A 15,563-nucleotide genomic window follows, 5' to 3' on the forward strand; every position below is an offset into this window, starting at 1 on the left:
AGTTGCGCAGTGCGCGCAGCGAAGGATCCCGGAAGACTTCGCTTCGCTGCGAAATGCCTTATGCTTTAGGCGGCAGGGGCACAAGAATGGAGGTTTTCTCTTTGTAGCTCAGGTAGCCAGAGTCATTGCCCCAACGCTTGTCCGCACGTGCTTCAAGCATGGGTATGCCACTGATCCGCGTCAGCAGCAATACGACAAACACAGGCGAAATCAGCGTGACATACTGCCAGCCACTTAATACCGGCAGGGCAATCAGCGCTATACCGATCCAGAGCAGAATCTCGCCAAAATAATTCGGGTGCCTTGACCACGCCCACAGTCCGGATGCAATAAATTTGCCTTTGTTGTCAGGGTTGGCGCGGAAGCGCCGTTTTTGAGTATCCGCAGTCATCTCAATAAGCATGCCAATGACCCACAAGATCAACCCTGTCCAGGCGAGCATACCTAACGGGATTCGGATGCCCCCGGTAATGGCCGTCAGAGCGGCGGCACTGGTGACAAACACCCACAAGGCCTGCAGGGTCCAGGTTAGCAGAAATCTTGAAAAAACAGGTTTAATGGGGTCGAAACGACCGTCTGAGCCGTCTTTTTTGACACGCAGGAATAGAAAACTGCCCAGGCGCAGCGCCCACAGGCAGATCAGTGACGCCAGCAGGACCGAGCGGGCATCCAGGTCAGCGGTCAGCAGCAGAGCGCTCAGCGCGACAGTAATAAAGGTCAGGCTGCCGGTCAGGTCAAAATAATGTTCGGTCTGTGCCAGGAAGGAGGGCAGGAACATCAGCCAGTTGATGGCAAAGGACAGCAGTACACAGAACATCAGCACGGGTAGAGTGATTCCGGCGATCTGTGTGCGTGCACCCCCGGCACTGCCTGCGGCAGCAACCAGCAGGGAGACCACCGTTGCTACCAAAATTGCAATCATGAATTTAGCGTGCTTTGGTTTATTGTTTTGTTCTTCAGCCATGATGTTTCCCCGTAATCCAGCAAGTTTGGTGTTATTACGTCGATTCATGCCAGACAGTTTTGTTTATAACAAATTTAACACATCGTCCGCGAATAAAGTCCGCCCTGCGGTGTAGTATTTGATGACAACAGTAAATTTGGAGCCAGATGAGTGGAGCAGGATATCCCGGCACAACTGATCAGCCAGTGTCGGTCCGGAGATCGTGCGGCATTTGCTGAACTTGTGACAAAGTTGATGCGACCGGCGTATTTTCAGGCATTGTCGCTGCTGGGCAACACAGAGGACGCCCTGGATATTTCTCAGGAAGCCTTTGTCAGTGTGTGGCGTAACTTGCATCGGTATGACTCGCAGCAACCGTTTTATCCCTGGTTTTATACGATTCTGCGGAATCTGGCATTTAACGCATGGCGCGCCCGCCGGCGGCGCAGGGAAACATCGGGTGACGCATTGGAGGACTGGTTGGAGTTGAGAGAGTGCTCGTTGTCAGAGCTACCCGACTCGGCAATCAGGTCTTCAGAGCTTACACGTCAGGTCTCTGCTGCACTGTCGCAACTAGAACTGGCCGACAGAGAGATCATCTGTCTGCGTGAGATTCACGATTTTGCCTATAAGGATATTGCGCAGATGCTCGGGATACCTGCAGGTACAGTGATGTCCCGGCTATTTTCAGCGCGGCAAAAACTCAGACATCTGCTGGAGGAAAGTGCTTATGAGCACCTCTGACATCAATCAACAGACTATTCATCAATGGATGATGGCCGAGCTGGACGGTGAGACAACGCCGACGCAGCAAGAAGAGATTCAACGCTGGATACAGGCAGATCCGGCGTTACGCGAGGAATATGGACGTCTGAAACAATTGAGAGGATTAACAATGAAAACAACATTGAAACAGCCGCCGCCGGCTCTGTGGGATTCCTATTGGCAGGGGGTATACCGGCGCCTGGAAAGGGGGCTGGGCTGGATTCTGTTCTCCGTGGGAGCGATAGTGCTGACAGCTTTTGGACTGTGGGAGATGAGCCAGGAATGGCTGTCCGACAGCAGCATACCAATCTGGGTGCGCATTGGTGGTGTCAGCCTGGCGCTTGGTCTTGTGATCCTGCTGGTGTCAGTGATTCGGGAAAAGATTTTTTTACACAAAAACGAACGTTACAAGGATATACAACGATGATGCTCACAACGTCTGATGAGATTCCCGGTCAGTCCATCAAGTCCACTATAGGTATTGTGCGGGGTAATACCATTCGTGCGCGTCATGTCGGTCGTGACATTCTTGCGGCTCTCAAGATGTTGGTTGGCGGGGAAATTGAGGATTACACCAAAATGATGGCGGAGTCTCGTGAACAGTCTCTTGACCGGATGCGAGAGGAGGCGCGCCAGTTGGGTGCTGACGCTATTGTTGGAGTGCGATTCTCGACCAGCTATATAATGACCGGTGCTGCAGAAATCCTGGTTTATGGCACCGCAGTGGTATTGCAAGACTAGCTCTCAAGGGCTTCCCACTGTTCAAACAGGCTCTCCAGTTCTGCCTGCAGTGCTGAGAGCCTGTCCAGATAAGTCTGGACCTCGCTTTGTGGCAGGTCGTAAAAGCCAGGCTCCGCTATTCGTGCCTCAACCTCTTTGATGCTGGCTTCAGTCTTTTCTATGCGGCGGGTGACCTGATCCAGTTCCTTCTGTTTTTTCCGGTCAATCTTTTGTGTCGTTTTGGCAGGCGCGATTGGTTGAATGGCAGGAGCAGCTTTGGTCTTGCCGGCTTTGTCCTTGCGCTTTGTTTCGGCTTCGCTGAGAAAGGACAGCATGTGGCCGCCCTGGTTCAGCCAATCCTGATAGCCGCCAACATATTCTTTAACAACTCCCGGTGCTTCAAAAACGATGCTGCTGGTGACCACGTTGTCCAGGAATTTACGGTCGTGGCTGACGACCAGCAGCGTGCCTGAAAACTCCAGTAGCAGCTCTTCCAGCAGCTCCAGGGTTTCCATGTCCAGGTCATTGGTTGGTTCGTCCAGTACCACCAGATTGGCGGGTTTGCTGAAAAGTTTGGCCAGTATCAAACGGTTCTGTTCGCCGCCAGACAGTGACTTGACCGGCTGTCGCACGCGCTTGGGCGGAAACAGAAAGTCCTGCAGATAGCTGATGACATGGCGCTGCTTGCCATTTATGTCGATGAACTCGCGGCCCTCAGCGAGATAGTCAATAATATTCTGGTTCTGATCCAACTGATTCCGAAGCTGGTCAAAGTATAGAATTTCCAGGTTGGTCCCCAGCTTGACCGTGCCGCTGTCTGCTTGCAACTCACCCAGCAGTATCCGCAACAGCGTGGTTTTGCCACTGCCATTGGCGCCGATCAGTCCGACGCGGTCGCCGCGCAGTACTTTGGTCGAGAAATTATCCAGAATCAGTTGGTCTGCGAAACGATGGCAGAGATGTTTGGCCTCGATAACTATCTTGCCCGAACTGTCAGCCTGTTCCAGTGCCAGTTTGGCAGCGCCGCTCAGCTCGCGACGCTGTCCACGCTCCTCGCGCATTTTTTTGAGTGCCCGCACCCGGCCTTCGTTGCGGGTGCGGCGAGCCTTGATGCCCTGGCGTATCCAGCGTTCTTCTTCGGCCAGCTTCTTGTCGAATTCTGCATTAGCCTTCTCTTCTGCGGCTAATTGTTCTTCACGGAATACCAGAAAGCGTTCGTATCCGTAGTCCCAGCTACGCACGCGCCCTCTGTCCAGTTCGATGATCCGGTTGCTGATTGACTGCAGAAATTGCCGGTCGTGGGTGATGACCAGAATGGCACCATTAAAATCGGTGAGGATTTTTTCCAGCCATTCGATGGTCGGGATGTCCAGATGGTTAGTCGGTTCATCCAGCATCAACAGATCGGGCTCTGAAATCAGCGCCCGTCCCAGTGCGGCACGCCGACGGCTGCCGCCAGACAGAGTCTGCATTTTTGCCTCGGCCGGCAGTTGCAGGACATCCAGCATGGCTTCAATACGATGCTCAACCGACCAGCCATCGAGTTGTTCAATCTGCTTTTGCAATGATGCCATTTGCTCGAGCACCCGCGCATCACTGAAATCGCTGGATTCTGATCGCGTCAGGTGATGGTAATTTTTGAGCAGCTCTCCCAGACCTTCTATGCCACCCGCGATATAATCATACAGAGTCTGCTCGTCACGATCGGGCAGCTTCTGGTCCAGATAAGCGACTTTGATACCGTCGGCACGCCATAACTCACCAGAGTCCGCCTGAATCTGCCCCAGCAGTACCTTCATGAAGGTCGACTTTCCCGCTCCGTTCTGGCCCAGAATGCCGATGCGCTCGCCCTTGTGGATGGTCAGGTTGACCTGATCCAGCAGAGGCTGATCACCGAAGGCCAGAGAAAGATGGTTGAGTCTGAATAACAACATACGGTGCGGGTTCCTGCTGATGACCGATGCCCTTGTGCAGTCTGCACTCCGGCTTGTATTTGAGGCGTTGCAGTATAAACTTAACGGATAACAGAAGACAGTCAAGACATTGTCCCGTCCCCAAGAATCAAGGATTGCTGTGTTAACTACTGAGCACTTGCCCGAAGCACTAAAAACCGTCATCGAACGATATTGGCAGCGGTTACAGGAAAACGATCTGCCCGAAGATCTGCGTGCCAGGCTGGAATCGCAACCGGAGCTGGTACGTCAACTGACTCAGGTCTGGGCAGCCAGCGACTACGCCGCCAATCTGTGTATCAGTCGCCCGTCAATACTGGTGGAGTTGCTGGACTCCGGGCGTCTGTTTCGGTCAATTGAGGCTGATTACAAATCACGGTTGCGGGAGATATTTTCGGCAGCCGCAGGCGACGAGCCAGTGCTGACAGTCGAGCATATGAAATCTGTACTGCGTCTGTTCCATCAGCAGGAGATGCTGCGGCTTGTCTGGCGAGATGTGACCCGACAGGCTTCTGTGCGCGAAACAGCCGCTGACGTCTCGGCTCTGGCAGAAGCGGCGCTGGATGTGAGTCTTGATCTGCTGCACAGGCAGGCCGTGACTGATAGTGGTGAGCCAATAGGCAGTCGCTCTGGTCAGCCGCAGCAAATGGTTGTGCTTGGCATGGGCAAGCTGGGTGCCGGTGAGCTTAACCTGTCATCCGATATCGATTTGATGTTTGTCTATCCGGAAAGCGGTGAGACCGATAAAGGCGTCAGTTGTCAGCAATTTTTTCTGAAACTGGGGCAGCAGTTCATTGATGTTATTGACGCAGTGACAGCAGACGGATTTGTATTCCGGGTGGATATGCGTCTGCGTCCATTTGGCAGCGAAGGTGTACTGGTCTGCAGTTTTGATGCCATGGAAAATTACTACCAGTCACAGGGTCGGGACTGGGAACGATATGCCATGATCAAAGCGCGGGCAGTTGCTGGTGACGTCAAGGCGGGTGCTGAGCTGATCGCCCGCCTGCGTCCCTTCAGTTTTCGTCGCTACCTGGATTTTTCGGCATTTGAATCTCTACGGGCAATGAAGCTGCAGATCAACAAGCAAGTGCGGAAAAAGGGCATGAACCAGGATATAAAACTGGGTGCCGGAGGGATCCGTGAAGTTGAATTCATCGTCCAGACCCTGCAAATGGTGCATGGTGGAAGGGACAAGCGTCTACAACAGGAATCTTTATACAAGGCGATGGATGCGCTGCAACAGGGAGACTACCTGCCCGCAGAGACTATTCAGGCTTTACGTAACGCCTACAATTTTCTCCGCGACCTTGAGCACAAGCTGCAGGCTTATGCCAACAAGCAGACCCAGGCGCTTCCGGGTAGTGAAATGGAAAGGCTTAGAGTTGCTGTCGCCATGGCTATACCGGATGCAAAAAGCGCCAGTTGGGATAGATTGCAGGATATTCTGGACCAGCACAGACAAATTGTGCGCGAGCACTTCAGCGACGTGATTCATATCGAAGAAGATGACGATGCCGTCAGGCATGATGTTGACGACCAGCAGTTGAATTCGCTCTGGCATGAAGACCTGAGCGATTGCGATGCTGTTGATGTTTTGCAGCGCTACGGGTTTGAAAACCCGGAAAGCAGTTGGCAGCGATTGAAAGAGTTCCGTCGGGCACGCGTTTTTCAGACTCTGCCGGCTGAAAGTCGCCAGCGCTTCGCCCGTTTTATGCCTCTGTTGCTGGCAACTTTGCAGCAGGAAAAAACGCCCAGCCTGGGGTTGGAAAGGGTGATGAAGCTGGTTGAGGCTGTCGCACGTCGTACTGCCTATCTGGTGTTGCTGTCAGAGAACCCGCCGGCCATGCGACAGTTTGTGCAGCTGTGCACTGCAAGCCCTTTTGTTGCCGACTTTCTGAGTAAACATCCGGTGCTGCTGGATGAGATGCTGTCAGTGATGCGGCAGCCGCCTGACAAAGCTGTTCTGGAAGAGGAATTGGCGCAGGGACTGCTGCGTATACATGAAGACAGTTTTGAAGAGCAGATGGAGTATCTGCGCTATTTTAAGCAATGTCACACCCTTCAGGTCGCAGCCGCCCAGATCACCGGATCCATGACTGTCATGAAAGTCAGCGATTACCTGACCTTTACTGCTGAAGCCATTCTGGAGCAGGTATTGGGACTGTGCTGGCAGCATCTGACCCGTAAGCATGGCTTTCCGGTAAACAGTCAGGGGCAGCACGGCGAAATGGACTTTGTGGTCGTGGCCTATGGCAAGCTCGGGGGTATAGAGCTCAGCTATTTGTCTGACCTGGATGTTGTGTTCATCCACGATGGCTCACTGGAACATGATACTCAGGTTGTTGAGGGCCAGAGATCGATAAATAGCCGCGAGTTTTATACACGCCTGGCTCAAAGGGTCATCAGTATGCTGGGCACTCATACTATGTCCGGAAAACTGTATGAAGTGGATATGCGTCTGCGCCCATCCGGCGAGTCCGGGTTGCTGGTGACAACGCTGGTGGCATTTGACAAGTATCAGCGTGAGCAGGCATGGACCTGGGAGCACCAGGCGCTCGTCCGGTCACGTGCTGTTGCCGGGTCACAGGTGATGGCACAGGCTTTTGACGAGATACGTACGAACATACTCCAGTTGCCTCGTCCGCTCGACAAACTCACGGAAGATGTCCGGAACATGCGCCGCCGCATGCGGGAGGAGCTGACTCGTAAAGCAGGCAGGAAGTCTTCGCAACCGGCATTTGCCATTAAACAGGGCGTCGGCGGAATCGTTGATATAGAATTTATGGTTCAGTATCTGGTGTTATCCAGATCCGGAGACTGTCAGGAGCTGACGCGATACTCGGACAATGTACGAATCCTTGAGGCCGCGCGAGATTGTGAATTATTACCCGCCGATAAAATCGCTGAGCTGACAGAAGCCTACCTTGCACTGCGTTCCACCTTGCATGAATTTGCCTTGCAGCATAGTGATGAAAATCTACTGAGTCCGGAACAGTGTGAAGAGGTATTGGCTCCGCTATGCGGCGCACGCAAGGCAGTTTCTGTTTTATGGGATCAGGTATTGGGGCCGAGCGGGGTGTCAGAGTGACACAAGTACAGCGCATCCTGATTGTTGGCCCGTCATGGATCGGCGACATGGTGATGGCGCAGTCCCTGTTTATGGTGCTGAAGCAACAGCAGCCGCAAGCCAGAATAGACGTGCTGGCACCGGCCTGGAGCATGCCACTACTGAGCAGAATGCCGCAATTGGAAAATGCTATCGAGCTGCCTTTCGATCATGGTCAGTTGCGTTTGCAGGAACGACGACAGTTTGGTCGTAATCTGAGTGCCAACAGGTATGACCAGGTCATCGTACTTCCCAATTCGTTTAAGTCGGCGATTGTGCCCTGGTTTGCTGATATTCCGCAAAGGACCGGATGGCGCGGCGAAATGCGGGGCTGGATTCTCAATGACAGCCGTCGGCTGGACAAGACGGCTCTGCCATTAATGGTTCAGCGGTTTGTGGCGCTGGCCTTGCCAGCCACCAGCCGTTTACCGGAGGAGTTGCCGGATCCTATCCCTGTTCCGCAATTAACGGTGAGTCCTGCCGACAGTCAGCATGCGCTTGAATTATTTGGACTGAAGGATGAAACGCCTATACTGATGCTGTGTCCGGCTGCTGAATTTGGTGATGCCAAGCGGTGGCCGACCGGGCACTATGCAACGGTGGCAAAAAACCGGATTGAGGCAGGCTGGCAGGTTGTATTGCTGGGTTCTGCCAAAGATCAGGCAATAACCGGCAAAATAGCATCCCAGGTAAATGCGCCGCACTGTTTTGATCTGGCCGGCAGGACAACGCTGGCACAGGCCATAGACCTGCTGTCGGTTGCCGGTGCGGTAGTCAGTAACGACTCAGGATTGATGCATGTCGCGGCGGCACTGCATCGGCCTCTGGTTGCACTATATGGTTCCACGTCACCCAAATTTACGCCACCTCTGTCAGACAGAGTGGTGATGTTGTATACAGACATTAAGTGTCGTCCCTGTTTCAAGCGGGAGTGTCCATTGCAGCATAAGAAATGTCTTACCGAACTGGCACCGCGACGTGTTCTGGATGCGCTGGCAGAACTGCAGAACCCTGTGCTGGCAGGAGAGTCCGCGCTGTGCGTATCCTGATTGTAAAAACATCCTCACTGGGCGATGTAATTCATACATTGCCAGCGTTGACAGACGCGTGTCAGGCAATTCCGGGGTTGCAGGCAGATTGGGTAGTTGAAGAAGCGTTTGTTGAAATACCGGCATTGCATCCGTCAGTTGGTCGGGTCATTCCGGTTTCCATCAGACGCTGGCGCAGGGAAGGTTCAGGCAGTCTGTTCGCTGATGAGTTCCGGCGTTTTCGTTCAGATCTGAAGTCTGAAAAATATGACCTTATTATCGACGCTCAGGGTCTGATAAAAAGTGCTCTGATCAGTTGGCAAGGTCGCGGACCGCGCGTTGGTCTCGATAGAAAAAGCATCAAGGAAAAGGTCAGCTGTCTTTTTTATAACAGGACCATCACGGTTCCAAAATCCATGCATGCGGTCTGGCGCGTCAGGCAGCTGTTTGCTGCCGCTTTGGGTTACAATTTTGACGCTGAGTCAATTGACTATGGCATCAGACCCGCTAAACGGGAAACTGATGACAGCAGTCCGGCATTGATGTTTCTGCACGGAACGACGTGGTCCAGTAAACACTGGCCTTTGCCATACTGGCGCGAGCTGGCCAGGCTGGCAGGGGAACATGATTTCAGGGTTGATTTGCCCTGGGGGAATCTGGCTGAACAGGAGCGGGCACTGGCGATCGCAGAGCATCAGCCGCATGTCCGGGTATTAGAGAGGGCGGGGCTCAGTGAGCTCGCTGCCCAGATCGCTGGCTGCGCCGGAGTTGTCGCGGTTGATACGGGACTAGGGCATCTGGCTGCCGCGTTTAATTGCCCGACTGTTTCTATTTACGGTGCCACTGACACGGCATTGACTGGGACATTCGGACATAACCAGCTCCACCTGAAGTCAGATCTGCCGTGCGCACCTTGTCTGAAGCGTGAGTGCCATTACAAAGGACAGTTGTTGTCTGACTCCACAGCGCTCGATGGCGAGTTCCGGGTTGAACCCCCCTGCTATCGAAGCAGCCCGCCTGCTGAAGTGATGCGACACCTGACACGCCTTATGGAGCAGTCTGCCAGTATGGAGCCCGCGCTGTGAATATCGCCATGCTGATTTATCACTATTTCCCGTATGGCGGTCAGCAGCGTGACTTTTTGAAGATAATCAATGCCTGCTCCGCTGCTGGTCATCAGGTAGATGTTTACTGCCTGAAGTGGCAGGGAGACAAGCCCCCCGCCGGCGTGCGAGTGCATATAGTTCCGGTTAGTGCGCTCAGTCGGCATGTGCTGTATCAGCGGTATACAGAGTGGACACAGTCGGCGCTGAGAAAAAGCCCTCCTGATGTAGTCATGGGCTTCAGCAAGATGCCCGGACTGGATATCTATTTTGCGGCGGACCCCTGTTTTGCGGCACGAATGCAGTCTGAACAGCGGTATTTGAGTCGAGTCCTGCCAAGATACCGACATTTTATGGCGTACGAAAGATCTGTCTTTGCGCCAGGCAGCAAAACACAGGTCTTGCTGTTGTCACCTCAGCAGCAGCAAGACTTTCTGCAGTATTACCCGCAGTGCACAGAGCGCCTGCATATGCTTTCTCCCGGGATCAGCAGGGATCGATGTCCTGACGGCGATATTGTCCTGCATAGAGAGTCACAACGGCAGAGGCTGTTATCGGAATTACAGAGTGCCGAGCATAGTTTGTTGATATTGCAGATTGGATCGGGGTTCAGGGTAAAAGGGGTCGACAGATCGATTCGCGCATTGGCCTCCCTGCCTGATGAGCTTGGGCGACGTGCCTTGCTGCTGCTTGTTGGTCAGGACAAGCCGGATCGCTACAAGCGACTGGCGGCAAAACTGGGTGTGGCCGAACGGATCAGATTTCTGGGCGGACGCGACGACGTGCCGATGTTTTTGGCCGGCAGCGATTTGTTGCTGCATCCTGCCTATCATGAAAGTGCCGGGTATACTATTTTAGAAGCGATCATTAACGGATTGCCGGTATTGACTACGGATACCTGTGGGTTTGCATACCACGTCCGTCAGGCAGGCGCAGGACTGGTGTCTCCATCGCCATTCTCACAACGCGATCTGAACGCACGGTTGCACGAAATGCTGATATCCTCGGACAGAGAAAAGTGGCGGCAGAATGGTCTGCAGTATGCCAATAAGGTCGAACTTTTTGGTATGGCTGAGCAGGCGCTGATGATCATCGAACAGACGGCCCGTAGCTTGAGGTCGGCCTGATGTCAGATCATATCGAGTTGCGGCAGGAGCTGGCTGACAGTTGGTCCGGAAGAGATGTGTTCACTGTAACTGATGATTTGCAGGGTGCTGTTTTTCGTCAGGCCGCAGGTCGTCGGACCATGCGCTTTGAGCTGAATAACAGGCACTACTTTATCAAAATCCATAAAGGGGTAGGATGGCCTGAGATCCTCAAGAATGTTGTTTCGCTGCGTTTGCCAATAGTCAGTGCAAGGACAGAGTGGCAGGCAATCAGACAGTTTGAGCGGCTGGGTGTTCCCACCATGTCCATTGCCGGCTTCGGCGAGCGCGGACGCAACCCGGCCCGACGCGAGTCGTTTTTGATTACCGATGAAATCGCCCCGGCGCTCAGCCTGGAGGAATTCTGTGCTGACTGGCATGCACAACGACCGCCGCTGCGCTATAAACGACAACTGATTCGGGCTGTCGCAACGATTGCCAGGCAACTACATGAAAATGGAGTCTGCCATCGCGATTTCTATTTATGCCATTTTTTGCTGCGCACCAATGCTGAAAAGAAAGTTGATTATCAGACTTCTCCCGAACTGAGTGTAATTGATCTGCATCGAGTACTGATCCGTCGTCGTCTGGCCCGCCGTTGGATCATCAAGGACCTGTCGGGCCTTTATTACTCGGCCATGGATTGTGGGTTGACGCAGACGGACCTGGCCTGTTTTATGAAGTATTACACCGGGCAGTCATGGAGAGAGGCATGGGCCCGATACCATCGCGAGTGGCTTAAGGTTCAAGCAAAAGCCCGGCGCATTTTGAAACGTGATCAAAGCAAGGCTCTTGAGCAGCTAGCCAGGACTTTGTATCGTGATGGTGTTGATATCACTCGCGATCAAACATTTGATCGCCTGGCTGTGTATCATTCCACCGATGAGTCAGTCGCCCTAAGATCTTTCATTGATAGTCCGGACCGATGCATGGACCAGGCTCAGATGATCAAAGATGGCGATTCCACAACCGTCGTCAGGGTAACAATTGGTCATCTTGACTGCGTTGTGAAGCGCTACAATATAAAGAACGCCTGGTACCTTCTCAGACGATTGTTTCGCCCCAGTCGCGCCTGGTATTGCTGGCGAAATGCGCATTGGCTTGAGAGTGCAGGCATCAAAACGCCTCGGCCGGTTTTGCTGTTAGAGCGCCGCTGGGGGCCGCTGCGCCGTGAGGCTTATTTTGTAACAACGTGGGAGAACGCCAATGATGTGCTTCAGTTACTGAAGTCGTCAGGGGAAAGTTCGTCTGCTAACTGGCAGCAATTCGACAGGCTTTTTAAAGAGATGCTGTTGCGCTTAAAGCGTGCCCAAATTATTCATGGGGACATGAAGGCGAGTAATTTCTTGTACAATGGTCAGCAATTGACTGTGCTGGATCTGGATGCGATGCGTCGAGAGAGATCAGACGCAAGATTTAAAAAATACTTTCGACGTGATGTGCTGCGGTTTCTGGCGAATTGGCCTGATGAAAGACCGGGGCTGCAGCGGATCAGAAAACTACTGGGCTGACATTATGCCATTGATAACCCTGGGATTGTCCGGCGAGCTGGGCCATGATGCGGCCGCCGCCCTGTTTATCGACGGGGAGGTGGTGGCCGCTGTTGAAGAGGAACGGCTGGTGCGGCGCAAACACGCCAAGGGAATGATGCCCCTGGAGTCAGTCCGTTATTGCCTGAGATCGGCAAAACTGAAGCCACGTCAGATTGACCAGATTGCCATTGCATTTGCACCCATCTCCATTTTCGGTCCGGCCCGCTGGCATTATGCCCGACGTATGTGGTACGCACCTGATCGGGCGCTCGACGCCCTGTTCAATGGTAATCGGCGCTACCGACGTTATGTGCGCCGGATAAAAGATATGTTGTCCGAGCTGGCTATTCCCTGGGAAAAGGTCCGTTTTGTGCCAGTTGAGCATCAACTCGCACACGCGGCGAGTGCCTATTATCTAAGTGGCTTTCAGGAGAAAACGGCGATACTGAGTCTGGATCTCAGGGGCGAATACGCAACAACGCTTTTTGCTTACGGCGAGGCCGGGCGTATACACAAAATCAGGGAATTTTATGAGCCGGATTCTCTCAGTGGCATGTATTCGGCCATGTGTGACTACCTGGGTTATGACATGCTGGAGGGTGAATCCAAAGTGATGGGTATTGCGACCTATGGCAATCCCGAGAAATATGACCTGTCCATGCTTGCTGACTACAGTGGCAAAAATTTTCGTATTAACACCCAGATGATCCGGACCGTAGGTCTGCGTCGTTACAAACGACGCAGTATCGGTCACCCCTACAGTCAGGACTTTATAGATACCTTGGGACCGCGTCGTGCTGGTGATGTGTTTCAGGACCCATACGTCCACTACGCGGCGGGTATGCAGCAATTATATGAAAAAATTGCTACCGGACTGGTCACACATTATTTGTCTGATGTTATCAAGGAGACGGGACGACTGGTGGTTGCCGGCACGGGCGCCTTCAACGTCAAACTGAATAAGCGTCTGCTTGACCTGCCCTGGGTTAAAGAGCTGTCTGTACTGCCTGTGTCAGGAGATGCGGGAACAGCTCTGGGCGCGGCCGCTTATGCCATCGCAGCTCAAAGTTTACCGGTCCGGCGTTTACGTCATTCATACCTGGGGCCGCGCTTTACCACCGATCAGTGCATTCGAGCGTGTAAGGCGCATCGTGATCATCCGGCTTATCAGATATTGGAACGTCCTGCAGAAAAAGCTGCCGAATTGTTGGCAGAGGGGCACCTGGTGGCGTGGTTTCAGGGGCGCATGGAGTTCGGGCCACGCGCACTGGGTAACAGAAGTATTTTGGGTAATCCAAGGATTTCTGGAAGCGTGCAAGAGATCAATGAAAAAGTTAAGTTTCGTGAGAAATGGCGCGCCTTTTCTCCCAGCATGCTCGAATCGCTTGCCAGCCAAATGATTCAATCAGAGCACCCCGCTGATTATATGACTATTGCCTTTGATGTTGACCCGGAATGGCAGTCCCGTTTTCCTGCCGTGGTCTATAAAGATGGCAGTTGTCGGGCTCATGTGGTGCGCAAGGCCAGTAACCCCCGTTTCCACGCCTTGTTGGAAGCTGTAGAGGCAAAAACCGGATACGGGATTGTGATGAATACCTCCCTGAATCGGCCGGGCGAGGCCATGATCTGTACGCCAGACGACGCGCTGGATATGTTTCATGGCTCGGATCTGGAATACCTGATTATGCAGGATGTACTGGTCACCAAGAAATCCGACGAGGAAGTTGCCGGCTGGTAATCAGCGTAATTCTTTCTCGAATATCATAAAGTCGCCACCCCGTTGGGCAGGAAATACTTCTATCAGCCGCAGCGCACCGCGCTGTATTTCAGCTTCAAGTTGGGATTGAAAGCTGCGCCGCACGGTTACAGCGACAATGGTACCCACTGGTGCCTGCATAAATTCCCCAGCATTCATGTCGCGGTGAATATGTTCATAATCATTAACCCGCCCACTGCTATAAGCCAGGTAGATTTCATTGGTAAGCAGCGGTGCATCCTGGCGAGTTTGGGTCTGAATATATTGCAAGGCTGAGTCCAGATGACTTTTATCATCTCCGAATGAGATGTGTGAATCAATAAAGGCGAATAGACCAGCCAGAATCAAAATGCCGACAAAGCGTTTCTGTCGGCCGTTTGCAATGGAAACGCTCCAGGCTCGGTCGATGATAAAGGGTACGAATATAAGCAAGGTGGTGCCGAGCATCAATGTATAACGGGTAGTCATAAAACGAGTCAGCAATATAAAAGCGACCAGAATGAAAAGTGCCGTACCGGCCCAGAGCAACACAATATTCATGGCCGTGTGTTCTACTTTGACGTAACGACGATAAAGGCCATAGGCCAGAAATCCGCCAGCAACCCAGCCAAGGCTTTCTATAATGCTCGCCAGCAGTACACTCAGCAGGCCGGTCAGCAAAAAAAGTCCGGTGTACTGGTCAGAGAACTGCGCTCCGTATTCGCCAAAAACAGCTCTGCTGATAGTGTCACTGCCCGAGAAATAAATATTGATGTTGCTGAGAAATGGCTGATAAATACTGGCAAAAGAGAAAAGCTGGCTGACCAGCCCCGATTCGCGCCAGGCCACCAGTGCCAGCAACAGCGCGCAGAGCAGCAATGCAGTTGATTCCAGTCTCAGGAACCCGCGCCGACGATTATTCTCTGAAAGAAGGCGGTTCATCAGCAGGCTGACAGGTGTGACAAACATGAATAGCAGGGCTTCTGGTCTGAAAAAACTGGCGGACAGGCAAAACACAATAAACAGTGAGACATGACGCATCAACAAACTGCGGTTGTATTGCAAAAGTTGCAGCATGGCGGCCAGCATGAATGCCAGAAAGCCAATGTCGCGAATTATGTAGGAACGGAATTCATTGATGTGCGGATAACTGAGAATGACGATGGTGGCCAGCCAGACCACTCTGCGGGTTGGTGCCAGTGCTGCAACCAGGTTCACAAAACAAAGACTGAGAAAAGCATACATAAGGGCACTGATGACATAGGCCGACTGCAGCAGATCAATTCCGGTCAATTTGGTCAGCAGGGCTATCAGTACAGATAGATGTGCCCATTGGTGATGTTCATAGGCCGCAGGAATGCCTGCCTGCAGCGCCATATCGGCCGCACGTATGTAAGTGTACGCATCGGTGTTGGGTTGGCTATGCAGTGTCACTGCCAGCCAGGATAAAAACAGGCTCATCAGCACCGTGAACACGCGGATCATGGTAAGGGAGGGCAGGCGTTGCATGTAAGCCTGGTTACTGGTCATG

At 52.9% G+C, this 15,563-nt stretch carries 12 protein-coding genes; 9 read left to right on the forward strand and 3 right to left on the reverse strand.

Going from position 1 to position 15,563, the window contains the following annotated elements:
- Window positions 1-58: 58 nt before the first annotated feature.
- Window positions 59-964, reverse strand: coding sequence for a DUF1295 domain-containing protein (locus PS2015_RS01465; RefSeq protein ID WP_058020499.1), 906 nt, complete (start codon window positions 962-964; stop codon window positions 59-61).
- 150 nt (window positions 965-1,114) lie between these two features.
- On the opposite strand from PS2015_RS01465, the gene PS2015_RS01470 reads away from it, so the two are divergent.
- The 3 genes from PS2015_RS01470 to PS2015_RS01480 are packed head-to-tail and all read left to right on the forward strand — an operon-like array spanning window position 1,115 to window position 2,449.
- Window positions 1,115-1,687 (forward strand): RNA polymerase sigma factor, encoded by a 573-nt coding sequence (locus PS2015_RS01470; protein WP_058020500.1) that lies wholly within the window; start codon window positions 1,115-1,117, stop codon window positions 1,685-1,687.
- Window positions 1,674-2,135 carry an anti-sigma factor family protein gene (locus PS2015_RS01475; RefSeq protein WP_058020501.1) on the forward strand — a complete coding sequence of 154 codons (462 nt, stop codon included), beginning with the start codon at window positions 1,674-1,676 and terminating at the stop codon, window positions 2,133-2,135. The genes PS2015_RS01470 and PS2015_RS01475 overlap by 14 nt, the downstream gene beginning before the upstream one ends.
- Complete coding sequence (locus tag PS2015_RS01480; protein WP_058020502.1) at window positions 2,132-2,449, forward strand: YbjQ family protein; 318 nt, start codon at window positions 2,132-2,134, stop codon at window positions 2,447-2,449. Before PS2015_RS01475 ends, PS2015_RS01480 begins: the two co-directional genes overlap by 4 nt.
- On the opposite strand, the gene PS2015_RS01485 is transcribed toward PS2015_RS01480, so the two are convergent.
- A complete protein-coding gene (locus PS2015_RS01485; protein ID WP_058020503.1) occupies window positions 2,446-4,362 on the reverse strand; it encodes an ATP-binding cassette domain-containing protein in 1,917 nt (638 codons plus the stop codon). The genes PS2015_RS01480 and PS2015_RS01485 overlap by 4 nt on opposite strands.
- Before the next feature lie 139 nt (window positions 4,363-4,501).
- On the opposite strand from PS2015_RS01485, the gene glnE reads away from it, so the two are divergent.
- From glnE to PS2015_RS01515, 6 genes are read left to right on the forward strand one after another with little or no spacing between them, the layout of a single operon-like run.
- The gene (gene glnE / locus PS2015_RS01490; RefSeq protein ID WP_169792254.1) at window positions 4,502-7,471 is read left to right on the forward strand and encodes a bifunctional [glutamate--ammonia ligase]-adenylyl-L-tyrosine phosphorylase/[glutamate--ammonia-ligase] adenylyltransferase; all 2,970 of its coding nucleotides are present in this window, start codon (window positions 4,502-4,504) and stop codon (window positions 7,469-7,471) included.
- Window positions 7,468-8,538: a lipopolysaccharide heptosyltransferase II gene (waaF, locus tag PS2015_RS01495; protein ID WP_257721207.1), complete on the forward strand. Its 1,071-nt coding sequence runs from the start codon at window positions 7,468-7,470 to the stop codon at window positions 8,536-8,538. Before glnE ends, waaF begins: the two co-directional genes overlap by 4 nt.
- On the forward strand, window positions 8,526-9,602 hold the full coding sequence (waaC, locus tag PS2015_RS01500; protein WP_058020506.1) for a lipopolysaccharide heptosyltransferase I: 1,077 nt from the start codon (window positions 8,526-8,528) through the stop codon (window positions 9,600-9,602). Before waaF ends, waaC begins: the two co-directional genes overlap by 13 nt.
- The gene (locus tag PS2015_RS01505) at window positions 9,599-10,747 is read left to right on the forward strand and encodes a glycosyltransferase family 4 protein (RefSeq protein WP_058020507.1); all 1,149 of its coding nucleotides are present in this window, start codon (window positions 9,599-9,601) and stop codon (window positions 10,745-10,747) included. Before waaC ends, PS2015_RS01505 begins: the two co-directional genes overlap by 4 nt.
- Complete coding sequence (gene rfaP / locus PS2015_RS01510; protein WP_058020508.1) at window positions 10,747-12,276, forward strand: lipopolysaccharide core heptose(I) kinase RfaP; 1,530 nt, start codon at window positions 10,747-10,749, stop codon at window positions 12,274-12,276. The genes PS2015_RS01505 and rfaP overlap by 1 nt, the downstream gene beginning before the upstream one ends.
- 4 nt (window positions 12,277-12,280) lie before the next feature.
- On the forward strand, window positions 12,281-14,035 hold the full coding sequence (locus PS2015_RS01515; RefSeq protein ID WP_058023085.1) for a carbamoyltransferase family protein: 1,755 nt from the start codon (window positions 12,281-12,283) through the stop codon (window positions 14,033-14,035).
- Here the strand turns inward: PS2015_RS01515 and PS2015_RS01520 are convergent, their stop codons facing one another.
- Window positions 14,036-15,562: a hypothetical protein gene (locus tag PS2015_RS01520; RefSeq protein WP_058020509.1), complete on the reverse strand. Its 1,527-nt coding sequence runs from the start codon at window positions 15,560-15,562 to the stop codon at window positions 14,036-14,038. It abuts the gene before it with no gap.
- Window position 15,563 lies beyond the last annotated feature (1 nt).

It is taken from the genome of Pseudohongiella spirulinae (assembly GCF_001444425.1).
GTDB classification, from domain to species: domain Bacteria; phylum Pseudomonadota; class Gammaproteobacteria; order Pseudomonadales; family Pseudohongiellaceae; genus Pseudohongiella; species Pseudohongiella spirulinae.